A 23,876-nucleotide genomic window follows, 5' to 3' on the forward strand; every position below is an offset into this window, starting at 1 on the left:
CCGAAAACACAAGGAATCCTTATGCAATTGAGCGGCGAACTGTTGTTGGGTGCCGCCCGCGTAGCGGGTGGTGCCGGCAAGGTTCGCGCCATGAACCCCGCCACCGGGGAATGGCTCGAACCTGAATTCACCCTGGCCTCCAAGGCCGAGGCCGCGCGTGCCGCTGAACTGGCCGCCGCGGCTTTTGACGCTTACCGCGAGACCGCGCCGGAAACCCGCGCTGCCTTCCTGGAAGCCATCGCCAGCCAGATCGAAGCGCTGGGCGATGCGCTGATCGAACGCGCGATGGCCGAGTCGGCCTTGCCGCGTCCGCGCCTGGAAGGCGAGCGTGGCCGCACGTGCAACCAGCTGCGCCTGTTTGCAAGCGTGGTGCGTGCCGGCGATGCCGTGGGCGCGCGGCTTGATTCGGCCTTGCCGGAACGCAAGCCGCTGCCGCGCTCGGACCTGCGCATGCGCCGCATTGCGCTCGGCCCGGTGGCCGTGTTTGGTGCGAGCAACTTCCCGCTGGCGTTCTCGGTGGCGGGTGGCGATACCGCATCGGCGCTGGCAGCCGGTTGCCCGGTGGTCGTGAAGGCGCATCCGGCGCACCCGGGTACGTCCGAACTGGTGGGCCGTGCCATTCAAGCCGCGGTTGCGCAGTGTGGACTGCCGGAAGGCGTGTTCTCGCTCATCCTGGCCGACAACGATGTGGCGGGCGCGCTGGTGGCGGATCCGCATATCCAGGCCGTCGGCTTTACCGGTTCGCGCGCAGGCGGTCTGGCGCTGCTGCGCATTGCGCAGGCACGCCCGCAGCCGATTCCCGTGTATGGCGAGCTGAGCGCCATCAACCCGGTGTTCCTGCTGCCCGATGCACTCGCCAAGCGTGGTGCTGCGCTGGGTCAGCAGTACGTGGCGTCGCTGACGATGGGTGCGGGCCAGTTCTGTACGAACCCGGGTCTGCTGCTCGCCATCGATGGGCCGGAACTGGATGCCTTTGAAGCGGCTGCCGCTGCCGCCATGGGCGATGTGGCTGCACAGCCGATGCTCACCGCCGGTATCCACAGCGCCTACACGCGCGGCGTTGACAAGCTGGCCGCCGAGGCAAACGTGCGCTGCGTCGCGCGCGGGCAAGGCAGCGACCAGCCCAACCGCGGGCAAGCCGGCTTCTACGTGACCGATGCCAAGAGCTTCCAGGCGCAACCGACGCTGCACGACGAGATCTTCGGCGCGACCGGCCTGGTCGTGCGCTGCCGCGATGCAGAAGAGCTGCGCGCGCTGGCCGAATCGCTCGAAGGCCAATTGACCGCCACGCTGCATCTGGACGCGGGCGACACGGCGATCGCACGTTCGCTGCTGCCGATTCTGGAACGCAAGGCGGGGCGCATTCTCGCCAACGGCTGGCCGACCGGCGTCGAGGTGTGCCACGCCATGGTGCACGGCGGCCCCTGGCCGGCAACGACCGATGCACGCACGACTTCGGTCGGCACGGCAGCCATCGAGCGCTTCCTGCGCCCGGTGTGCTACCAGGATCTGCCGGCCGAACTGCTGCCCGAAGCGCTGCAAGACGCCAACCCGCTCAAGCTGCGCCGCTTGGTGGATGGAGGCTGGGCCTGAAGTCGCAACACGCGATTAGCAAAAAACAACACGCCGGGCCGCACAGGACCCGGCAATTTGATCCTGCTGGCACGACGGGTGCCGGCCCCAGGAGGAGACGATGGACATCAAAGCCCCCGCAGTGGGAGCACAGGCCGTGCCGCGCGCTGAGCGCATGAGCCGCGTGCGTTTCGTGATCCTCGCGATGCTGTTTATCGTGACGACCATCAATTATGCCGATCGGGCGACCATCTCCATTGCCGGCTCGGCCATGCAGAAGGAACTCGGCATCGATGCGGTGTCGCTTGGCTACATTTTTTCGGCGTTCGGCTGGGCTTATGTGATCGCGCAGATCCCAGGCGGCTGGCTGCTCGACCGCTTCGGTTCGAAGCGCGTCTACACGTTCAGCATTCTGCTGTGGTCGCTCTTCACGCTGGCGCAGGGCGCGATCGGCTTCTTTACCGGCGCCGCCGCCATCGTCATGGTGTTCTGTCTGCGCTTTCTCGTGGGCGCGGCCGAGGCGCCGTCCTTCCCGGCGAACAGCCGCATTGTGGCAGCGTGGTTTCCGGCCAATGAGCGCGGCACCGCGGCGGCCATCTTCAACTCCGCGCAATATGCCGCCACCGTGGTGTTTGCCCCGCTGATGGCGTGGCTGGTGCACGCGTTCGGCTGGCATCACGTGTTTATCGTGATGGGCGTGATCGGCATCGCCATGGCGATCGTGTGGAGAGCCTTCGTGCACGAACCGAAGGACCACCCGGGCGTGAACCGTGCCGAAATCGAATACATCGAAGCCGGCGGGGGCCTGGTCAATATGGACCGTGCGGGCGTGGCCAAGAACGAGGGTCCGAAACTCGGCTACGTGAAGCAGCTCCTGCAGAACCGCATGCTGATGGGCGTGTACATCGCGCAGTACTGCATCAATGCGCTCACCTACTTTTTCATCACGTGGTTCCCGGTGTACCTGGTGCAGGCACGCGGCATGTCGATCCTGAAAGCGGGCTTCGTTGCGTCGATTCCGGCGGTGTGCGGCTTCCTGGGCGGCATCCTCGGCGGGATCATCTCTGATGCGCTGCTCCGGCGTGGTGCCTCGCTGTCGGTGGCGCGCAAGGTCCCCATCGTGCTGGGCATGCTGCTCTCCATGACCATGGTGATCTGCAACTACGTCGACGCGCAGGCCATCGTGGTGGCGGTGATGGCGCTGTCGTTCTTCGGCAAGGGCCTCGGTGCGCTGGGCTGGGCGGTGAACTCCGATACGGCGCCCAAGCAGATCGCCGGCTTGTCGGGCGCGCTGATGAACACCTTCGGCAACCTGTCGAGCATCACCACGCCCATCGCCATCGGTTACATCGTCAACACCACGGGTTCGTTCAACGGTGCGCTGGTGTACGTGGGAATCCACGCGCTGGTCGCCATCGTCTGCTACCTGTTCATGGTCGGCGAGATCAAGCGTGTGGAACTCAAGCCGCTGTAAGCCACGGGAGCCTCGTAAGTGACGTTGCAATCGATCGAGTCCGGCGCGCGCACCCACACACCGCGGGTGACGGAGATGCAGGTGATTCCCGTCGCGGGCCGCGACAGCATGCTGCTGAACCTGTGCGGCGCGCATGCACCGTTTTTTACACGGAACCTCGTGATCCTGAAGGACAACGCCGGGCGCACCGGCGTGGGCGAGGTGCCGGGCGGGGAGGGCATCCGCCAAGCGCTGGAGCGCGTGATTCCGCTGGTGGTCGGTCAATCGATCGGACGTACCAACGGTGTGCTGAACAGCATTCGCCGCGCGCTAGCCGGCGGCGGCAATGCCGCGCATCAGGCGACGGTGCACCAGGTGACCTCTGCTTCGGAAGCGGCGGTACTGCGCCAGCCGCACGAGATCAACCTGCGCATGGACAACGTCATCACGGCGGTGGAAGCGGCGCTGCTCGATCTGCTTGGCCAGTTTCTGGAGGTGCCGGTGGCAGAGCTGCTCGGTGCCGGCCAGCAGCGCGATAGCGCCCCGATGCTCGCCTATCTGTTCTACGTGGGCGACCGCCGCAAGACCGATCTGCCGTATCTGGATGGCGGGAACGGCACCGACGACTGGCTGCGCCTGCGCCACGAAGCCGCCATGACACCCGCCGCCATCGCACGACTCGCCGAAGCCGCCACCGAGCGCTACGGTTTTGCAGATTTCAAGCTCAAGGGCGGCGTGATGCGCGGTGCGGATGAGATGGAGGCGATTGCCGCCATCAAGGCGCGCTTTCCGCACGCCCGCGTCACGCTGGACTCGAACGGCGCGTGGTCGCTCAACGAGGCGATTGCGCTGTGCAAGGGCCAAGGGCATCTGCTGGCCTATGCCGAAGACCCGTGCGGCCCCGAAGCCGGCTATTCGGGCCGCGAGGTGATGGCCGAGTTCAAGCGCGCTACCGGCATCCCGACGGCCACCAACATGATCGCGACCGACTGGCGTCAGATGGGCCACGCCGTCCAGCTTCACGCGGTCGATATTCCGCTGGCCGATCCGCATTTCTGGACCATGCAAGGCTCCGTGCGCGTCGCGCAACTGTGCGACGAGTGGGGCCTGACGTGGGGCTCGCATTCCAACAACCATTTCGATGTGTCGCTGGCGATGTTCACGCATGTGGCCGCCGCCGCGCCGGGCAACATCACGGCCATCGATACGCACTGGATCTGGCAGGAAGCCGAGGAGCGCCTGACGCGTGAGCCGTTGCGCATCCAGGGCGGCCACGTGGCCGTGCCGGAGCGCCCGGGCCTCGGCATCGAAATCGACATGGAGCGCGTCATGGCCGCCCATGCGCTGTACAAGACCCTGGGCCCCGGCGCGCGTGACGACGCCATGGCCATGCAATACCTCGTGCCGGGCTGGACGTATGACCCGAAGCGCCCGAGCCTGGGGCGCTGAAAAGAAGCCCGTTTGAGTTTGAATCAATCACGGAGTCTGTGATGTCTGAACCGACGCTGGCCCCTGAGGCCGGCAACGCAACTGAAAAGGCGCTGACGATCCGCGTGCACGACGGTGACAACGTCGCCATCGTCGTCAACGCACGCGGCTTGCCCGCCGGCACGGCGCTGGCCGATGGCACGGTGCTCGTCGAAGGCGTGCCGCAAGGCCACAAGGTGGCGCTGGTCGACTTGGCCGAAGGCGACGCGATCATTCGCTACAACGAAGTGATCGGCTATGCCGTGAAGCCGCTGCCGCGCGGTAGCTGGGTCAACGAGCATGCGGTCAAGCTGCCGTCTGCGCCCGCGTTGGATGAATTGCCGCTGGCCACGCGCCCCGACCCGAAGCTCGCCAAACTGGAGGGCTACACCTTCGAGGGCTATCGCAACGCAGACGGCACGGTGGGCACGAAGAACGTGCTGGGCATCATGACCAGCGTGCAGTGCGTGGCAGGCGTGACGGATTACGTGGTCGGCCGCATCAAGCGCGAGCTGTTGCCGCGCTTCCCCAACGTCGATGATGTGGTCGCGCTCAACCATGTGTACGGCTGCGGTGTCGCCATCAACGCGCCTGCCGCCATCGTGCCGATCCGCACGCTGCAGAACCTTGCGCTCAATCCGAACTTTGGCGGCGAGATCATGGTGATCGGCCTGGGCTGCGAAAAGCTCGTTCCGGAACGCCTTGTGCCGGAGAAGCTTGCGCCGGGCGGCCGCATTCCGATCGAAGTGGCTGGCACCGCAGATTCGCCGGTGCTGCGTCTGCAGGACGAAGCCTTCGACGGCTTCATCGGCATGACCGACGCCATCATGGAGATGGCCGAGCGCCGCCTGGAGCATCTCAACAAGCGCCAGCGGGAAACCTGCCCGGCATCCGACCTCGTGGTCGGGGTGCAGTGCGGCGGCAGCGATGCGTTCTCGGGCGTGACGGCCAATCCGGCGGTCGGCTTTGCGGCGGACCTGATCGTCCGTGCAGGCGGCACCGTGATGTTCTCGGAAGTGACCGAGGTGCGCGACGCCATCCATCTGCTCACGCCGCGCGCCATCGATGAAGACGTCGGCCGCGCGCTGCTGCGCGAGATGGCCTGGTACGACAACTATCTCAGCGGCGGCCAGACTGACCGCAGCGCCAACCCGTCGCCCGGCAACAAGAAGGGCGGGCTCTCCAACGTGGTGGAAAAAGCGCTGGGTTCGATCGTGAAGTCGGGCAGCACGCCCATCGTTGATGTGCTCGGCCCCGGTGAGAAAGTGCGTCGCAAGGGCCTAATCTTTGCGGCGACGCCCGCGAGCGATTTCGTATGCGGCACGTTGCAGCTGGCCTCCGGCATGAACCTGCAGGTGTTCACGACCGGCCGAGGCACGCCGTATGGCCTGGCCATGGCGCCGGTCATCAAGGTGTCGACACGCAAGGCGCTGTCCGAGCGCTGGCATGACCTGATCGACCTTGACGCAGGCCGCATCGCCACCGGCGAAGCGACTATTGCCGACATCGGCTGGGAACTGTTCCACCTGATTCTTGACGTGGCGAGCGGCCGCAAACAAGTCTGCGCCGACAAGCTCGGTTTGCATAACGCGCTGGCCCTGTTCAACCCCGCCCCGGTGACCTGATATGACCACTGAAATGAACCTTCAAAACGATCCGCTCGACGGCGTGACAACACGCTGCCACCGCCTGCTGCTGACTGGCGCTGCCGGCAACCTCGGCAAGGTGCTGCGCGAGCGCCTGCCCAAGTACGCCGATTCTTTGCGCTTGTCTGATATATCAAATCTCGGCGAGGCGCGAACCGGCGAGGAGATCGTGCCGTGCAACCTGGCTGATGCGAAGGCCGTCGATGCGCTCGTCGCCGGCACCGACGCCATCGTGCATTTGGGAGGCGTGTCGGTCGAGCGGCCGTTTGAAGAGATCCTGCCGGCCAACATCGCAGGCACCTACAACTTGTACGAAGCCGCGCGTCGTCATGGCGTGCGCCGCATCGTCTTCGCCAGCTCGAACCACACCATCGGTTTCTACAAGCAGGGCGAGGTGATCGACAGCACCGTGCCCACCAAGCCCGATGGCTACTACGGGCTCAGCAAGGTATTCGGCGAACAGCTCGCCAGCTTCTATTTCGATCGCTACGGCATCGAGACGGTCGCCATCCGCATCGGCTCTTCGTTTGCCGAAGCCAAGGACCGCCGCATGCTCGTCACCTGGCTCGGCTACGACGACCTGGAGCAACTCATTCGCCGCGCGTTGTTCGTGCCAAGCGTGGGTTTTACGGTTGTCTACGGCATGTCGAACAACCGCGACCATTGGTGGGACAACCGCCACGCCGCGCACCTCGGCTACCAGCCTACGCAGACGAGCGAGATCTTCCGCGCGCAAGTCGAAGCGCAACCGCCGCTGCCTGCCGATGACCCGGCAGCGCTGTACCAGGGCGGCGCGTTCGTCAAAGCCGGCCCGTTCGGAGACTGAAGCAATGGCAGTCAACGTAGAACCGGTTGTCGAGCGGATTGGCAACATGCAATGCGGTGTCGGCGAGAGCCCCGTCTGGCACGCCGGTGAGCAGGCGCTGTACTGGACGGACATCCCTGACCGCAAGCTGTGGTGCTGGAACGTCTTCTCGGGCCAGACCAACAGCTGGCCGCTGCCCGAGATGGCCGGCTGTATAGCCATGGCGCCCAACGGTTGGGCGATGGCGATGGAAACGGGCATCTTTCTCGCGCCACCGCCCAGTGCCGGCATCGCGGTTGGGCCCCTCCAGCGCCTCGCTACGGTGGCGCATGCTCGCCCCGACATGCGTTTCAACGACGGTCGCTGCGATCGCCAAGGCCGGTTTTGGGCCGGCACGATGGTGCTCGACACTTCGCTTGGTTTGCCGCTCGGCAAGCTGTATCGCTTTGATGCAGATGCCGAGCGCACTGGGCGCGTCGATGCCGTCATCGATGACCTGATCGTCCCGAACGGCCTGGCGTTCAGCCCCGATGGCAAGACGATGTATCTGTCGGATTCGCATGCAAGCCGTCAGACGGTCTGGGCTTTCGATTACGACGTTGACACCGGCACCCCGCACAACCGCCGCGTCTTCATCGACATGAACGCGCACCCCGGTCGCCCCGATGGCGCCGCCGTGGATGCAGACGGCTGCTACTGGATTTGCGGCAACGATGCGGGGTTCGTGCACCGCTTCACGCCGCACGGCCGCCTTGATCGAAGCATCGCCATTCCTACGTCCAAACCGGCCATGTGTGCATTCGGCGGCCCCGGGCTGGACACCCTGTTCGTGACGTCGATCCGCATCGGCGACGACCCGCTCTCGGGCGCCACGTTTGCAGTGCGCCCGGGCGTGACTGGATTACCAGAACCCGTCCTGCACCTCTGAAACCGAGTACGCCCCGCCCACAAAAACAACCGGGGGCTTTAGGAGACAACACATGAAACCCATCAAAGGCTTGCGCTGGTGGATCATCGGCCTCGTCCTCAGCGGCCTGATCATGAACTACCTGGCGCGCAATGCGCTGGCGGTGGCGGCGCCTGAAGTGAACAAGGTGCTGAACATCAGCACACAGCAGTACGGCTACATCGTCGCGGCATTCCAGGCGGCCTACATGGTGATGCAACCGGTGGCGGGCTACGTGCTCGACGTGTTGGGCACCAAGCTGGGTTTTGCGCTGTTTGCGGCGGCGTGGTCGGTGGTCTGTCTGCTGCACAGCACGGCGGGCGGTTGGCTGTCGCTGGCGGCGTTTCGCGCCATGCTGGGGATGACCGAGGCGGCAGGCTTCCCATCGGCGCTGCGGGCAACGGCGGAGTGGTTCCCGGCCAAGGAGCGGTCGATTGCCACGGGCTGGTTCAACATCGGCTCGTCCGTGGGCGCGGTGGTGGCGCCGCCACTGGTGGTCTGGTGCATCCTGCACGGCAACTGGCGTTTTGCCTTTGCCGTGATCGGCGGGATGGGACTGGTGTGGAGCGTGCTCTGGTTCCTGCTGTATCGCGTGCCGGCCAAGCACCATCGCTTGTCGGCGGAGGAGCGCGAGTACATCCGTGCAGGCCAGGAAACGCCCGACGACAACGCGGATGCGCCCAAGCCGTCGTGGGGCAAGATCGTCAGCGGCCGCCGCTTCTGGGGCATCGCCATCCCGCGCTTTCTCTCGGAGCCGGCGTGGCAGACGTTCAATTATTGGATTCCGCTCTACATGGCCACCGAGCGCCATATGAACCTGAAGGAGATCGCGCTGTTTGCGTGGCTGCCGTTCCTGGCGGCGGACGTTGGATGCGTGCTTGGCGGCTATCTCGCGCCGTGGTTCCAGAAGCGCTTCTCGGTGTCGCTGGTGACATCACGCAAGCTTGTGATGGTGACGGGCTGCCTGTGCATGATCGGCCCGGCCTGTATCGGTCTGGCGACGAGTCCCTACACGGCGATTGCGCTGTTCTGCGTGGGCGGCTTCGCGCACCAGACGCTTTCTGGCGCGCTGTACACGCTCACCTCCGACATGTTCGGCAAGCACGAAGTCGGCACAGCTGTCGGGCTGGCCGGCATGTCGGGCTACATGGGCGGCATGCTCTTCTCGCTGGCCGTCGGCACGCTGGCCACGACCATCGGCTACAACCCGCTGTTCGTGGCGCTGGCGGTGTTCGACATCGTGGCGGCCATCCTCGTGTGGACGATGCTCAACGATAAGCAGGCGCGCCCCGTGCCGATGCAGCCGGGTGGAACGGCACCGAGCACGGCGACTTGATTCTGCGTTTGCAGACGTGGGTCAGGCGGCCTGCTGGGCAACCTTCGGATTGAGCTTGGCCGGGCTGAGCGGGTCGAAGTCGACCCACTCGCCATTGCGCCAGCGGCCGGCGGCTTCTTCGACGTCCATGCCGCCGGCACCGGCCAGGATGCGCGCGGCTTCGGCTTCCCGGTCGGGCGTCACGCGCACCGCCAGCAGCACGCCGGAATGGCGTGTGCGCAGCGTGGCATCGGGCGGTTGAGCGGGCTGGGGCGCGTCGCGTGTGGCGACCATGGCACCCGCCAGCGAGCCGATATAGGCGCCCACCCCGGCCGCCACCACCGAAAACAGCACGGCCACGTGCAGCGCAATCAGCACCACCACACCGGCAACGGCGCCGATGGCCGCGCCAATCGCCATCCCCTTGCCGGCGCCCGCATGTGCGCGGACGGCGCCAGGGTCGGCATTGCGGTCCCCGCCAATCGGAAACGCTGCGTGCTGGCCGGACGGGTTGACGAAGAAGACGTTCACATCGTCCTCGGAAAAACGCTGGGCAAACAGCGCACGCGCGGCGTCTTCGGCGCGTTCAAACGTGTCGAAACGGGCTGCGACGATGAGCGACATGGGGCCTCCTGAGAAACGCATTTCCCATAGCGCAAGCAAGCGGGGGGCCTGCGGCCAAAGTCGACCCGAAGTTACCTAAAGCAGGTGATTGGCTGGGCAATCACGCGTCGCCATACTTGCGTCCCAAAGGCCCACTCGAGGCCGTTCCATTGCCAGACAGACGATAACGAAAACGTGGCCGCCCAGAGCAAAGGGCGGCCAGCCGATACCGCCCGGCAATCCGGCGGTCTTTTGGTACTACAACGGGAGGGTGTCATGTTCTACGGCTTTTCTGCGGTGCCGGGCGCGATCGTGCCCTATGCATACGACTGGCTGCTGGTGGGGCTGTCGTATCTCATCTCGGTGGCGGGGGCGTATGTGGGCTTGCGATGGTCAAGACGCGTGCGCAACAAGAACGGCACCCTCGACATGGACCGGCTGATCTGCGCCAGCGTGGCGCTTGGCGGCGGGGCGGTCTGGTCGATGCACTTCATCGGCATGGCGGCCTACCGGACGCCCGTCCGGATCGAGTTCGATCTCTTCATGACCATGTTGTCGCTGGTGGTGGTGATGGTCTTTGCCGCGGGCGGCCTTGTCATTGCGTCGCGCACCACGGGCAACCGCCTGCGCAACATTGCCGAGGGCGGCGTGCTGACCGGCCTGGGCGTGGCGGTGATGCATTACACCGGCATGGCCGCCGTGCACACCAACAGCAACTTCGACTGGGACATCTCCATCATCGGCGTCTCGGCGTTGATCGCGGTGGTGGTGTCGATGGTTGCGCTGTGGCTCGCCACAACCGTCAAGACACGCGGCCAGCAGTTCGGCGCGGCGCTCATCATGGGCGTGGCCGTCTGCGGCATGCACTACACGGGCATGACGGCCGGCACGATGATCTGCACGGGGCAGAGCTATTCGCCGTCGCTGTTCGCCATTGAAGGCAGCAACATCGGCTATGCCGTGTTTGCGCTGGCGGGCACCATCCTGATGATCATCCTGCTGATCGAGGCGTCGCGCAGCGCCAGCAGCGCACGCGCCACTGCCTCGGGCACGTTGCGCTGAAACGTGTTGCCAGAGCGCCCGGCTGCGTGTTTTTCGGCCGGGCGATTCTCATGGCGCTGGCGCGCCCCGCTACAATCGCGGCCTGGCATTTGTAGATGGCGTTTGAAATGGTGCTTGGCTGGTTTGGCATTTCCACCGTGTGGCTGCTGCCGCTGGTGTGGCGGTATGTGACGCGCACGCTGGCGGGGGAGCGGGACTTCCTCAAAGGCCGGGGCACCGTGCGGCTCTGGCTGGTGACGCTCGTCGCGCTGAGCGCCAGCGCCGCGCTTGAAGCCCTGACTTCTGGCGCCGATCCGCAGGACAAGGCCGGCGGTGCTGCCGGGCGCGCATTGTCGTCGCTGTTCTCTCACATGCTGGGCTGGACGGGCGCGTTCCTCCTGATGCTCGGCGTGCTGATCTGGGTCGCCCCCATGGTGTTCGGACGATCGTGGGGCCAGGTGTTCAAGCGCCGTCGCGTCGCTGATGCCGAGGCGTCTTCCGACCCGGACACCCGCCACGACGAAACCGTTGACGACGGCTTGAAGCCGACTGCGCTCGGCCTCGGCGGGGCAGGGGAGACGCGCTGGAGCGCTAATGCCGGTGCTGCACAACCGACGGTGCGTCACCGTGGCATCGAAGCGGTGTCTGCCCGCCGCCAGCCCGCATGGCAGCCACCCCCGCGCACGCGCCCCTCGCCGCCGCAGCCGGGCGAAATCTGGCCCCTGCTTGACGCAAAGAAGGGCGCACCGGCTGAAGCGCCGGCCACTGTGAAGACGCCGCCCGCACCTCCGCCCACTCCACCGCAGACGCCTGCGGCACGCCCAAAACCGCGTGCCACCATCGTCAGCAGCCCGTTCCATCAGCCGCAACTTGGTCTGCAAACGCAGGCGCCAGCGCCAGCCCCGGCACCGGCCCCGGCGGCCCCGCCGCACGCCATGCCCGCTGCCGAGCCGGTTGTCCTGCCGGAAACGACGGTGCCGGAGTTGGTGGAGGCGAAAGCCGCCGTCGCAGAAACTGCAACTGTCGACCTCGACGCCGTACGCCAAGAAGCCGAGGCGCTCCTGGCCGAACTGCGCGGCCTGATGGCGCCCGCCGTAACGCCGACGCCCGCGCAGGAGGTTGCCGAGCCGAGCGGGGAAGCGGAAGCCGAAGCCGCCCCGATTGTCGAAGCACTGCCCGAGGCGGAAGCACCGCCCGTTGCGCCGTCGATCGAGCCGGCCGCGCAGCCGGAAGTCGCGCCTGCCGTGCCTGCGCCCAAGCCGCGCATCGTCTTGCCCGCCGTGGTGGGGGAGGTGGTGTCACGCGCGGCGCCGGCCGTTGCCGCAGCGTCCGTGCCGGCGCCCGCACCCGTGCCGGCTGCGGCACCTGCCGTACCGCGCATCGTCGACTATCGCCTGCCGGGCGCCGCATTGCTGACCGCTGCAACCCCCAGCGCGGAAGCCGTCTCCGCCGAGCACCTGGAAGAGACCAGCAACCTGATCGCCCAGCGCCTGGCCGAGTTCAAGGTGCCAGTCACGGTCGTTGGCGCGTCGGCCGGGCCAGTCATCACGCGGTTCGAGGTTGACCCGGCGATTGGCGTGCGCGGCGCGCAGGTCGTCGGGCTGATGAAAGACCTGGCGCGCGCGCTGGGCGTGACGTCCATCCGCGTTGTCGAAACCATCCCCGGCAAGACGTGCATGGGCCTGGAGCTGCCCAACGCCCGCCGCGAAATGATCCGCCTGTCGGAAGTCGTGAACGCGGCGGATTTCCAGTCGCACGCGTCGCACCTCGTGCTGGCCATGGGCAAAGACATCACCGGCAACCCGGTGGTGACGGATCTCGCACGCGCCCCGCACCTGCTGGTGGCCGGCACGACGGGCTCCGGCAAGTCGGTCGCCGTCAACGCGATGATCCTGTCGATGCTGTACAAGGCCACGCCCGACGACGTGCGCATGATCATGATCGACCCGAAGATGCTGGAACTCTCGGTGTACGAGGGCATTCCGCATCTGCTCGCACCCGTGGTGACCGACATGAAGCAGGCCGCGCACGCGCTCAACTGGTGCGTGGGCGAGATGGAGAAGCGCTATCGGCTGATGTCGGCGCTGGGCGTGCGCAACCTGGCCGGCTACAACCAGAAGATCCGCGCGGCAGAACAGGCCGGCCGCAAGGTGCCGAATCCGTTCTCGCTGACGCCCGATGCGCCCGAGCCCCTCTCGACGCTGCCGATGATCGTGGTCGTCATCGACGAACTGGCCGACCTGATGATGGTGGCCGGCAAGAAGATCGAAGAGCTGATCGCGCGCCTCGCACAAAAGGCCCGTGCCGCCGGCATTCATTTGATTCTGGCGACGCAGCGGCCGTCGGTGGATGTCATCACCGGCCTGATCAAGGCGAACATTCCGACGCGCGTGGCGTTCCAGGTGTCCTCCAAGATCGACTCGCGCACGATTCTCGACCAGATGGGCGCCGAATCTCTGCTCGGCCAGGGCGACATGCTGTTCCTGCCGCCGGGGACTGGCTATCCGCAGCGCGTGCACGGCGCGTTCGTCGCCGATGAGGAAGTGCACCGCGTGGTCGAACACTGGAAGCAGTTTGGCGAGCCCGAATACGACGAAGCCATCCTCGCCGGTGATCCGGGTGAAGCCGCCGCGAGCGGCGATTTGTTCGGTGGCGAGAGCGGCGATGCAGAAGCCGATCCGCTCTACGACGAGGCCGCGGCGTTTGTGCTCAACACGCGCCGCGCGTCGATTTCCTCTGTGCAGCGGCAACTGCGCATCGGCTACAACCGTGCCGCGCGGCTCATCGAACAGATGGAAGCGGCGGGGCTGGTGTCGCCGATGGGGCGGAATGGGCAGCGTGAGGTGTTGGCGCCGGGTGGTGGGGAGTGATAGGCGGGTGTCTGCCACTCCTGAGCGGTGCGGCGCGACCGATTCATTGCGTCTTGCGGCGGACCTGAAGACCTTGGCCGACTGGCGGTTTCCCAGAAGTCCAGTCGGATATCAACGGCCGGCGCAGCTCAACTTTCGGCGGTGACGTTCAACGATTGCAGCCACGCCCCGAGCTGCACCTCGCCTTCCTCATCCAACTGTCCCGACAACACGCCATACCACTGAGCGACCGCCTCGGCCGGCAGGGTGGCCTTGAGAATCGGCAGGCTGTTTTCCAGAAAGCTCGGGAAAAACGGGATGCCGCGCATGTACAGGAAGTGCGAATCGGTGATGCGAACGTGCGCGTAGACATCGCGCAGCCAATCCAGATACGGCAATGCCTCGGCCATGTGCCCGCTCTGCGTGAGCGACGAGATGAACTGCGTGCGAGCCGTGACGCTGGACATCTCGTGCGTCTGCTTGTTGATCTCGTCGAACTTCATCAACCACGCTTCGCCGCGCTTCAGTTCGCCGCACATGACGGACGTCGTCGCCAGCTGCAGCGCGTTGTGCGCGCTGGGTTCCTGTTCGAACAACGCAAGCCAGTAAGGAAAGGCCTCGGGATAGCGGCGCATGTCCGAATAGGCGAGCGCGCATAGGCGGTTGGCGTCGGCGTGGCGATTCGCGTGGGGTGCTGCCGCGGTGATGGCCGCTTCGTACTGGCCTTGTTGGTAGGCTTCCAAGGCTGGGGCGAGTTCGGGGACGATGTCGGACGAGGTGTCGTCGTCTTTCGGCGGTGGGGGCGGGTTGGCGACTTGGTCTTTGGTGTTTCGGCCGAATAGTTTTTTTAGTATGCCCATGGTGTCTTCTCGTTGTTCGTCAGTTTGACCGCGCACTTTGATGCGACATGAGAAGCGACCTGCGCTCCCGCGTAGACGGGCAGGGCCAAGTAAAGAAGCCAGAACATCGATGACCTGCTCAGTTGCCGAGGACGAATTAACAGTGGGGTTCGACTCTATTCGTGTTCACAAAGGGGCTGCCGAGTAAATCGCCACTGATTCGTCGGAACTGTTTCCTCGGCTTGCAAGACGACGCTGGCTTGCAAGTCATGCTCGCCCGGCTCACGGCTTGTGTGCCGGAGGCGGTCGGCCACCCTTGGCGAGATGAGTCATCATGGAGCGAGCCGATGTGTTCTCCGCCACTTCGGAAAAACGTAAGTACTTCCGACTCGCTGTATCCAGGCTTTCAGATTACGGGGTAGAGAATCGCCTTCATTGTTTGCGTATAGGGCACGCCTTCTTCAATTGTTCGACCGCTGCGGCGGCTCCATTCAAACCGAAGGCGATCTTCTGCCCGTCTACCTCGGCTATCAGTTGGCCTGAAGCTTGGAACAGTGCATAGAAATGCGCCAAGTTCTTAACTTCGCCAGTTGCATACCAATCCATGTCTGACACCTCGCGGTGTGCATGCACCGTCAAGTGGCTACGGCTAGACGAGAACTTGACTTTGACGGGCTGCCCTTCCTTCTGCTGTTCTGCGTAGGTAGCAACAGTTGCTTTGAGGCGCCCGGATTCGCAGCTGACATATAGGGGCAGTCCGTCAGTTTCAGCGCCACCATAAGTGAGTGTCCCTCCTACGTAGTGCCATTCGGATAAGGCCTCGTCAGTTGCCGCAGTGGCGTTGTTGGTGAGAAGGAGCGCGGTGCAGACCAAGGTGGCCGCTGCCGTCAGTAAGGGCTTCAAATCAACTCCAATTTATGAGAATTGCCTGATTCATCTATATAGAGCGGAGCAGTCCCGTTGCCACATTGGATCCGTGCTGCAAGAACCAAAGCGACTATCTGTCTTCGCTTGATCAAGGTTGCTCGCGCCCCACACTGACGTGAACGTGGTGAATGTGAATTGAATCAGTCTTGATGAACGTCGTATTGCCTTGCATGCCAACGTTGGCATAGGTGAGTTCCCAAGGGCCGCCTAACCAACCTAATGCACCCGTTTGTCGCTGTTCGGCGAGATATCGATGAAATCTCCGTGAGAAGTCGCGTCGCAGTACTTTAGTCGGGGTATTGGTTTCCGCATCAGACGCAGTTGGTTTTGCGTCAGTTCCCTCTATCCGATGCAAGTGAATCTCGACAGTGACATCATTACCATCGCTCCCGGTAGCAACAGTTCGTAGGTGGGTGATGTCAAGTGCCAATGAGTAGCGATGCCGCGTTGAGCCAGTATGCGGTCTCCAAGCTCCAGTGCTACGGGCGTAAGTTATGTTTAGGGCCTGCATTGCCGAAAGCCACCAATCGAGTACCGACGGGTGCGTCTTTCTAAGGCACTCGTCGGCCGTCATCAGATTTGCGTCAGCGAATCCTTGCGTTTGCCGCCCCCCTTGGGTCGACATTGCCTCGAATCGGACAATTCTGTTGGTCAACTGTAGTTCGCGCGTGGCTGTTTGTCCGTCCGGGACCAGATGTTCTCCATATATTTGCTCTAGCGCGGCTCGGTTGACGCTGCCGGTAATAGAAGGGTGCGATGTTCCATAGCAAGTACTGATATCGCTCCAGAGTTGATTTTTTATGCGGTACTCACCGAGGTTCAAGGCATGCGCTGCCGAAGCGTGCGTGTTGTTTAGCGGCCCCAGACTATTGGCAGCCGCTGGATAAAGATTGGCAGGACGACCGAGCGTGTTGGGGTGCACTTGCGCCACATTGAAAGTCTGCGGTGCTCCGGACTCTGTCACCACCAATTCCATCCAAGGTTGTACTTCCCGTTGGCTCGCTTGACCGCTAGGGAGTTGGTGATACGGGATGGGAAATGTATTGCCGGCCGGTATCGTTACGTTTGGCTCCTTAACGTACAGTCGATAGCGTCCCGCACCGGGGATGGCAAATTTTGCTTCCCCGCTGGAGATATGTGTGATGCTGTTGCTGAGAACAATCCAATTCGCGTTGTTTTGCGCGTCCTGCTGTGTCAGTGTGTACGGAAGATTGGCGGCGGGCCTAGTCCCCGTTCCTTCCTGCATCTGTACGGTTACGCGCAGCCAATACCTCTGCACCAACTGCACCGTCGTTTGCAGAATATTGTTTCCGTTTGTCGCGTTCTGGACCTGCTGAGCAGGAATTTGCTGTTGCGCAGTAGCCATGTGGCGAAATCCTTAAGCCGCACCGTGCATTGCCAGCGGCATGGGGCTGGCAGTGCTATTTGCAGAAACGATCACACGCTTGCGTTGACCGTCCTCGAGATTGAAGGCGCCGATATTTTTCCAGGAGCCGTCGCCCTTCTGGATTTCAATAGAGACGCGTTGCGGTGGGCTTGCTGAAACGACCCAATCACCATGGTTATGCGTTGGTGCAGCATCGGGCGGTCGGATGCGCAGTGTGGGCAACAAGCCGTGCTCGTCGGTTGTACCGGAGAATGACTTGCTGCCTGCGGTGATACGCACGGACAAGCCTGCGATAGCTTGGCCAAAGCCGTGTTCGAAATAGAGCTCGGCACTGCCGCCGATATGGTCATGATCGTGATGATCGTCGGTTGTCATCGTGGGTGTCTTGCGTGGGCGTTAGGTGGCTAGCAACCACAACCGCTTTCTTCGATAGTCTCTTCAGAGATCGTCCAACCGCCTCGACCAATGTAAACGGTGGCATTGGCTTTGTCGCTTGTGACGACGGGGCTCTTACCGGACCGGTCTGTAATGCCTTCGGCCAGCACGGTGCCGTCTGCTCCAACGATCTTGTACGGGATGTCAGGCATGGCCTTCTCTCCGTGATCAACGAGCTGCAATTGACCTTTGAAGGGCCCTAGTTGTTGAGCAGGCAATGCCACCATCTGCGCCGCCTGCCCCCCCGGCCCCTCAAACGGATGCCCAGCCCCCTTCACCGACAGCAGCCCCGACGTCTCAAACGTCACTGCATTCCCTTCCAGTCGGATCAACGAATCCCCGCCATGCAGCACGATGTTCTGCTGCGCGAGGATCTCGACCGAATCGGCCGACGAGGTAACGGTAACGGCCTTATCTGCCAGCACAGCCAACGCATCGGTATGCGCCTGGATCGACACGGGCCCGCCTTCGGCAATCGCGCGGATGCCGTTGCGTTGCGCGAACAGGCTCACGCCCTTTGCAGCCGCGGCGGCGATGACATTGCCAGCGGCAAGGTGCCAGTCGGCCTGCGCGGTGCCGTGCAAATGCCGCCCCGCGTAGACAGTGGTCGTGGCCTGCGAAGCGAGCGCGATGCTGGAGGGCGATTCGGTCACCAGCAACGGCTGGCCGAATTTATCGACGGGCTGCTGTGAATCCTGACCGTTGACGTTGCTGGGGTACTTGCCGTCCTGCGCAGGGTCGAGCGCCTTGTCGATCGGCTCAAACGCTTCGTTGGCCGCCAAGGGCAGCGCTTGCTGGCTCGCGGCGGCATCCGACAAGCGCTGTGCCGTCTTCTGCGCGGCGGTGAGCTGCCCGCGCGCTTCATGGGCGTCGAGCAGCGTGCCGACGGCTTGCGCACGCGCGGTGGTCGAAAGCAGCAGGCCTCCGCCAGCGCGGACCACCGCCCAGGCGTCGGTGCGCAGTTCGGCGCCGGTGCCGCGCCACGTGCCGCGGTCTCCGCCCGTGGCGCCGTGCGAGGTGACATAGCCGAGGTTGAGCTGGCTGTTGGCGGTCGAACTGGCCAGGCGCGTGCGCAACTGGCCGGGATGATCGTCGACGACCCACTGGTTGTAGCCGTCACCGCCAAGACCTTGTGAATGCCAGCCGGACAGGGCTTGCCCAAGCGGCGCATCGGCAGGGGCCCACGGCAGGGCGTCCTGCGTGTTGTGCAGCTGCATGGCGATCATCGGCCGGTCGATGTCGCCGTCGATGAACGTCAGCAGGACCTGCGTGCCAGCGCGCGGCAGGTGATTGCCGCCCCAGTTCGGGCCCGCGCTGGCACTGGCCACGCGCACCCAGGCGGTGACTTGCGACCGGTCGCTGTTGGACGGATCGGAAAACGCATTGACCTCCGGCGCGCGCAGCCACGGGAAGCGCACGCGCACGCGATGGTCGCGGTCGGTTGTGAGCGGCGCGCCGTCGTCGGCAATGACCACGGCAGCCTGGCCTTCAGGCGCCGTCGGGCGGCGTCGGTAGGGCGGCACGATGGGCGCCTCGGCCGGCACGGCGACGAAACGATTGCGGTAGCTGCCCGATTCGATCTCCGTGGTGGAGAGCAACCGTGCGATGTCGGCGCCGAGGTTGTTGGCGGCTTCGTGTTCCACCTGCAGCGTGACGAACTCGCTGTGCTTGCTGTCGAAATGCTGCGCGAGCGTGAAGCGCTGGCCGGCGCCCAATTGGCGCACGCTGCCTTGGCCCTCGTAGCGCAGGTAGGCGCCTTCGTGTGCCTGCATGCGCAGTTGCGCGGCGCGGCTGGCTTCTTGCGCATTCGAATATTGATACGAGCCCGAGGCTTCAAAGCGTTCCAGCGTGGGCAGTTCGCCGCCGGGGTCGCTGGCGCTGGCTTGGGCGCTGGTCGCAGCCAGTGCCTTGTAGTCCCACGAGGCGAGCGTCACTGCATTGGTGCCCACGCTGTGCGCGTGCGAGAAACGCTCGATCGCGTCTTCGCTTTCGGTGGCGTCAACGCGATGGAAGCGGATCTGCGGCTGCGGGCAAGCCGGACGTTGCGCATCGTTGTCGAAGATGACGACGGTGTGACGCGACTGCGTGCTGCCTTGTTGTTGCTTGTCGTCGCTTTGCTCGTGCTCGATGCGGAACGACAGGCCTTCCTCGGCCAGCAGGCGCATCACGAACGCATAGTCGGTTTCGCGGTATTGGCAGCAGATCGATCGTTTGGCGCACGGCTGCGTTGTCGCAATCTTGTAATGCGCGCTGGGGTATTCGCCGAAGACGTCTTCGATGATCTCGAGTGCGGTCTTGTCCTGGTAGACGAAGCAGTCGCTGCGTGTGCGCAGGCGGTCAAGCCAGGGCACGACGCGCAGCCGGTAGCGTGCGAGGCCGCCGTCGCCGCCAAGCGATGCGCAATCCGCCACGTAACCGTGCCAAGCGCGTCGCTTGCCGTCGGCTTGCACCAGGCGCAGCGTGACTTCCTGCGAGGCCAGCTTGGCCGTGTCCAGATGCGCCGACGGGCTCAGGCAATCGATATGCAGGACGAATGAGGCCGACACCGCCTCGGTGGCGGTAAAGCGCTCCACGACGAGGTTGTCGGAAGCAAGCGCCGTCTCCAGCGTGATCTGGCGGGTCTGCTGCCCGAGCAGCGCGCCCAGGACGGCTTGTGGCACGGCGGCCGGCAGGTTGGACAAAGGCTTCATCGGAACAGCGTCGCGCTGGGGTTCGTGTTGCGGTTCAGCAGAAGGATGGGCACGCGGCCCATCGTGGCCATCACGGCAGCGAAATCGTCAGGTGCGAGAAGCGCGGCCCGAGCTTGATGACCTGCGAATAGCCTTCCAGCGTTTCGTTGGTCTTGGCGTTCAGCGTGTGCGACAGCCCGAGGAAGCCCAGCAGCCCGATCAACGCAAACACGGCGCCGAAAATCCACAGCGGCGTTTCGCGCTTGAGCATGTGCGCGACCTTGTCGGGCAGCGGCCAGTGGGGCGCAAACGCGGCGCGCTTGCCTTTGATGGCGGAAATCTCGTCGCCCAGGCGTGCAGTGAGGTAAGCCAGCTTCTCGGGCCCTTCGAGGATGTACTTGCCGCGAAAGCCCAGCAGCAGGCACATGTGGAAGACTTCCAGCGCCTGCAGGCGCGGTGCACCGTGCGCACGCAGTTCTTCGAGCTTGACGAAGAAGGTCTCGCCGGCGAGCTGTTCGCCAAACAGCACGAGCTGCAGCGGGCGGCGCTCCCAGGCCGGGCGGATCGCAAAGTTGGACGACAGGATGGTTTCGTCCACCGCGGCGCAGAACGCGTACTTGGCGTCGAACACGTCTTCGGCGGATACGTTCAGGCGCTTGGCGCCGCGGTCGAAATCGTCGAGAAAGGCGCGCACGCGCGAGAGGAAATCTTCTGCGCTGGTCGGCTGCTGGGCGTTGCGCAACTGGAACAGCATGAAGAAGCCGTCATACAGCAAGTCGAGCAGCGTGCGCGCGTGCGTGTTGGATTCACGTGCATCCGCCGCAGCGGTTGCCGGTGCCGAACCGCCAAACAGCGAAGGGGTGGAGGTAGCGCTCATGAAGTCACCGCGATCAGTTCAAGTTTGAGTTCCCGGATGCCGGCCGGGGCATAGATGGTGAGGGTCTGGGCCTGCAGCATGCGTTCGTACAGCATGCCGCGCGCTTCCACGGCGAAGTAGCACGCGCCCGGGCGCACCGGAATGGCGGGCGGCACCTGCGGCGTATAGGTGAGCGGCACGCCCGGCATGGACGACAGCACGAGCTTTTCGACGTCGTCGGGGGCGCCGACCTTGAAGCGCGCCGGAATGGCTTCCACCAGCTCGGCGGCGGGCATGTCTGCCGACACCGACAGGTAGAAGCTGGTCTGGTCGTCGATCTTGCCGGAGTCGATGCGGCCGAGGTGGAACGACGGGCGCGTCTCCTCCAGCGCAATCGCAAAGTAGCGCGTGGAGATGACGGTATCGAGCAGCTCGCGCACGATCGTGTCGAGCTTGGCAAACACGGGGCCCGGGTTGTCGTGATCGTAGGCGGGCAGGTCGGCCAGCGTGTAGCTCTTGGTGAACGTCATGAGCGCGCCGGCCAGGCGCAGCATTTCCTGGAACAGGCGCTCCGGGTGCAGGTCTGGGTGGTGATACAGATGCGACAGCGCCGCAAACGCTGCATTGGCCGTATGCAGCAGCCAGAACGACGCAATGTCGCCGGAGCGGAATTCGATGATGTTCTTGGTCGGCTCGCGGTGGAAACCGTACAGCGCGTTGACCTTGGCCTGCAGGGCGTCCAGCAGCCGGCGCAGGCGCTGATACAGCACGGCCGAGGCGTTGATTGCCATGCTGGGCGCGACAAAGTTTTCGTCCAGCTCAAAGCCGCCGGTGCCGGTGCGCCGCACGCGCACCACGGGCAGCGAGATGAACTGCTCGCGCGGTTCCGTCTCGGCAATCAGCTTGACCGACTTCTTCAGATACGTGATGGCGGCGGGCTCGGCCTCTGTATACAGGTCTGCCGTTTCCTCTTCCGTGCCGACAAAGCGCGATACCGATGCGCCTTCGATCTGCTCGCGGTAGTTGCCACCGTTGTCTTGCAGCGGATACAGCGCGATATGGAAGGTCAGCTCCGATACGCCGGCAGGGATGGCGTCAAGCACCAGCGGAGGGGGCAGCGCATCGGCCTGCGGCGCGAAGTACAGCTCGCCGTCGGGAAAGAACAGCGACAGCTCGATCACGCGCAGCACGCCGCTGGCCAGCGCATCGGTATCGAAGCGCGCATGGCGGATGCCCCACGCATACGGCTGGATGACTTGCGCAGTCGCATGCAGGCGCGACTCGTGATACGCATCCTGACGCTGGAAGTGCTGCGGGCGCAGGAATAGCCCTTCGCCCCAGAGAATCTTTGCGGAGTAACTCACGTTGGCCCTTGTTGTTCAGCTACCGCAAACCGCGGGGGAGAGCAGGTTGAGATCGGTCAGCGGTGTGGCGCCAGCCGGCGTGGTCAGCGTGCCGGAGGTCACCGTCATGGCGCAGGCGTGCAGCCCGATCACGATGCCCGACTTCTCGTTCTTCTCGGTGTTGAAGGCAAACTTCCAGCGCTGCGACGCGGGGCTGCGGAACAGCGCCACGACGCCCAGCGTGGTGGCTTCGCGCGAGACTTTCTCGGTGAAGTCGTAACGCTGGCCCGGGATCAGCGTCATCTCACGCACGTTGACGAGATCGGCGCCCAGCGTCTGCTTCTCGCGCGCCGGGTCGATGAAGGTGTCATACGGCGCCTGCAGGAAGCTGGTCGGGTCCTTCAATGAATACAGCCGCACCACCACCGCTACCGGGCGACGGTCGTTGGCGGCGTTCAGGTTGTTGCCCGCCGTCATCTTGAGCGGCACTTCGCGCGGCGGCTTCTGCGCATCGGGCACGTTCGACGATTTGAGCCCCATCGCTTCCAGCGCGCCGTTGGCCGCACCGGCCAGCACGCTTGCGCCGGTGGAGCAGGCTGCCAGCGCGACCACGCTCACGCTCACCAGCATCAGCTTGAGCGCCCCCGCGAGATGGTGCTTCAGAGACCGCTTCAGAAGGCGGCCGCAGCCCGGCTGCCTCGCCGCTTGCTCCCAAGCGGCATCGAATTTCATCATCTTCATGCCTGATTTCTGAATTACTTAATTCTCTTTGTTTGACTGCCGCTGCGCCCGTTCAGCTAAAGGAAACCGGTGAATTGTTTCGATTCCTTAATAAAGCAAATCGGAAGAATGTTTCGGTTTCTTAATAATCGAAGATCGTTGCCGGATGCGGCTCTAAGGTACTGAATACAAAGGATGTTTCGGTTCCTTAATAATCCGTTTTTGGTTGTCAACGGCAACGAGCGGAGTGTACTATTTCGCGCCAGTCGAGACCAACATTTAAGTCGCCAATTCCGGCGAATTTGATTGGGTATCGACACACCGCTTTGAAACTTTGAAGAGTCTCGCCGTGGCCAAATCCTCGTCTATTTCCGTTCTCCGTTCCTTCATCGTGCTGTCTGCTGCCGCCGCGCTGTTTGCAGGCTGCTCGACCACCAACCCCGGACCCCAAACCGACGAGGCCTTCGGCCAGAGCATGTCGGAGGCGGAAGCTGCGGCCAAGGGCGGCCAGCAGGACAAGGCGATTGATCTGTACCAGCAGATCGCCAAGCAGAACCCGACGCGCGACGAGCCGTGGGTGCGCATTGCGCAGCTCCAGTTCGGCGCAGAGAAATATCCGCAGGCCATCCTGGCTGCAGAAGAAGCCCTGCAGCGTGACAACGCCGATCGTCAGGCAAAGAGCATCCTGGCTGTGAGCGGCTTGCGCGTGGCGCGCCGTTCGCTGCAGGAGCTGCGTGCCGACAGCGCGCTGGCCGGTGACGTCAAGACCGACGCGCAGGTGCTTGCCAAGATGCTGCGCGACACGCTGGGCGAACAGGTCCTGTTCCCGGGCGAGCAGACGGCCAAGCAGCCGGTGCGCCGCCCCGCGCGTGTTGTCCGCCGTGCAGCGCCGGCCGCCGAGCACGGCACCACTGCAGCACCGGCAGCTGCTACCGGTGCTGCCAGCGGCAGCGCAGACCCGTTCGGCGCACTGCGTTAAGCACAGCGCTGGTTCGCATTCCTG

Annotated in this window: 19 protein-coding genes; 10 read left to right on the top strand and 9 right to left on the bottom strand. The window is 64.3% G+C overall.

The genetic code is table 11. From position 1 onward, the window contains the following. The first annotated feature begins 21 nt into the window (after positions 1 to 21). The 7 genes from N511_RS0108540 to N511_RS0108570 all read left to right on the top strand — a co-directional run bounded on the left by N511_RS0108540 (position 22) and on the right by N511_RS0108570 (position 9,225). Positions 22 to 1,593: an aldehyde dehydrogenase (NADP(+)) gene (locus tag N511_RS0108540; RefSeq protein ID WP_027678910.1), complete on the top strand. Its 1,572-nt coding sequence runs from the start codon at positions 22 to 24 to the stop codon at positions 1,591 to 1,593. Positions 1,594 to 1,693: 100 nt separating this feature from the next. Continuing rightward, positions 1,694 to 3,046, top strand: a complete 1,353-nt coding sequence (locus tag N511_RS0108545) for an MFS transporter (protein ID WP_027678911.1) — start codon at positions 1,694 to 1,696, stop codon at positions 3,044 to 3,046. A gap of 18 nt (positions 3,047 to 3,064) precedes the next feature. Further along, positions 3,065 to 4,474, top strand: a complete 1,410-nt coding sequence (locus tag N511_RS0108550; RefSeq protein WP_027678912.1) for an enolase C-terminal domain-like protein — start codon at positions 3,065 to 3,067, stop codon at positions 4,472 to 4,474. Between the two features lie 41 nt (positions 4,475 to 4,515). Further along, entirely contained in the window at positions 4,516 to 6,117 is a 1,602-nt protein-coding gene (gene garD / locus N511_RS0108555; protein WP_027678913.1) for a galactarate dehydratase, read from the top strand. A 1-nt stretch (position 6,118) separates the two neighbouring features. Beyond that, positions 6,119 to 6,964, top strand: coding sequence for an NAD-dependent epimerase/dehydratase family protein (locus N511_RS0108560; RefSeq protein WP_027678914.1), 846 nt, complete (start codon positions 6,119 to 6,121; stop codon positions 6,962 to 6,964). A 4-nt stretch (positions 6,965 to 6,968) separates the two neighbouring features. Continuing rightward, positions 6,969 to 7,871 (top strand): SMP-30/gluconolactonase/LRE family protein, encoded by a 903-nt coding sequence (locus tag N511_RS0108565; protein WP_027678915.1) that lies wholly within the window; start codon positions 6,969 to 6,971, stop codon positions 7,869 to 7,871. A 52-nt stretch (positions 7,872 to 7,923) separates the two neighbouring features. Beyond that, positions 7,924 to 9,225: an MFS transporter gene (locus N511_RS0108570; RefSeq protein WP_027678916.1), complete on the top strand. Its 1,302-nt coding sequence runs from the start codon at positions 7,924 to 7,926 to the stop codon at positions 9,223 to 9,225. A 21-nt stretch (positions 9,226 to 9,246) separates the two neighbouring features. Here the strand turns inward: N511_RS0108570 and N511_RS0108575 are convergent, their stop codons facing one another. Further along, on the bottom strand, positions 9,247 to 9,828 hold the full coding sequence (locus N511_RS0108575; protein WP_027678917.1) for a hypothetical protein: 582 nt from the start codon (positions 9,826 to 9,828) through the stop codon (positions 9,247 to 9,249). Between the two features lie 255 nt (positions 9,829 to 10,083). Here N511_RS0108575 and N511_RS0108580 point away from each other — a divergent pair, with 255 nt between their 5' ends. Then, a complete protein-coding gene (locus N511_RS0108580) occupies positions 10,084 to 10,869 on the top strand; it encodes an MHYT domain-containing protein (protein WP_027678918.1) in 786 nt (261 codons plus the stop codon). A 95-nt stretch (positions 10,870 to 10,964) separates the two neighbouring features. After that, positions 10,965 to 13,718, top strand: a complete 2,754-nt coding sequence (locus N511_RS0108585) for an FtsK/SpoIIIE family DNA translocase (protein ID WP_027678919.1) — start codon at positions 10,965 to 10,967, stop codon at positions 13,716 to 13,718. 128 nt (positions 13,719 to 13,846) lie between these two features. Here the strand turns inward: N511_RS0108585 and N511_RS0108590 are convergent, their stop codons facing one another. From N511_RS0108590 to tssJ, 8 genes are all read right to left on the bottom strand, one after another. Further along, entirely contained in the window at positions 13,847 to 14,557 is a 711-nt protein-coding gene (locus N511_RS0108590) for a hypothetical protein (protein ID WP_027678920.1), read from the bottom strand. Positions 14,558 to 14,968: 411 nt separating this feature from the next. Further along, a complete protein-coding gene (locus tag N511_RS23865; RefSeq protein WP_051530855.1) occupies positions 14,969 to 15,439 on the bottom strand; it encodes a hypothetical protein in 471 nt (156 codons plus the stop codon). A gap of 112 nt (positions 15,440 to 15,551) precedes the next feature. Beyond that, the gene (locus N511_RS25220; protein WP_155954032.1) at positions 15,552 to 16,829 is read right to left on the bottom strand and encodes a hypothetical protein; all 1,278 of its coding nucleotides are present in this window, start codon (positions 16,827 to 16,829) and stop codon (positions 15,552 to 15,554) included. A 12-nt stretch (positions 16,830 to 16,841) separates the two neighbouring features. Then, entirely contained in the window at positions 16,842 to 17,225 is a 384-nt protein-coding gene (locus tag N511_RS0108600) for a hypothetical protein (RefSeq protein ID WP_027678921.1), read from the bottom strand. 29 nt (positions 17,226 to 17,254) lie between these two features. Further along, on the bottom strand, positions 17,255 to 19,975 hold the full coding sequence (locus N511_RS23870) for a type VI secretion system Vgr family protein (RefSeq protein WP_051530856.1): 2,721 nt from the start codon (positions 19,973 to 19,975) through the stop codon (positions 17,255 to 17,257). A gap of 70 nt (positions 19,976 to 20,045) precedes the next feature. Continuing rightward, entirely contained in the window at positions 20,046 to 20,831 is a 786-nt protein-coding gene (gene icmH / locus N511_RS0108610; protein ID WP_027678922.1) for a type IVB secretion system protein IcmH/DotU, read from the bottom strand. Further along, complete coding sequence (gene tssK, locus N511_RS0108615; RefSeq protein WP_027678923.1) at positions 20,828 to 22,174, bottom strand: type VI secretion system baseplate subunit TssK; 1,347 nt, start codon at positions 22,172 to 22,174, stop codon at positions 20,828 to 20,830. The genes icmH and tssK overlap by 4 nt, the downstream gene beginning before the upstream one ends. Before the next feature lie 15 nt (positions 22,175 to 22,189). Further along, entirely contained in the window at positions 22,190 to 22,783 is a 594-nt protein-coding gene (gene tssJ, locus N511_RS0108620; protein WP_231479625.1) for a type VI secretion system lipoprotein TssJ, read from the bottom strand. A gap of 439 nt (positions 22,784 to 23,222) precedes the next feature. On the opposite strand from tssJ, the gene N511_RS0108625 reads away from it, so the two are divergent. Next, positions 23,223 to 23,852 carry a hypothetical protein gene (locus tag N511_RS0108625; RefSeq protein WP_037026711.1) on the top strand — a complete coding sequence of 210 codons (630 nt, stop codon included), beginning with the start codon at positions 23,223 to 23,225 and terminating at the stop codon, positions 23,850 to 23,852. The last annotated feature ends 24 nt before the right edge of the window (positions 23,853 to 23,876 follow it).

The organism is Ralstonia sp. UNC404CL21Col, assembly GCF_000620465.1.
Classification (GTDB): Bacteria; Pseudomonadota; Gammaproteobacteria; order Burkholderiales; family Burkholderiaceae; genus Ralstonia; species Ralstonia flatus.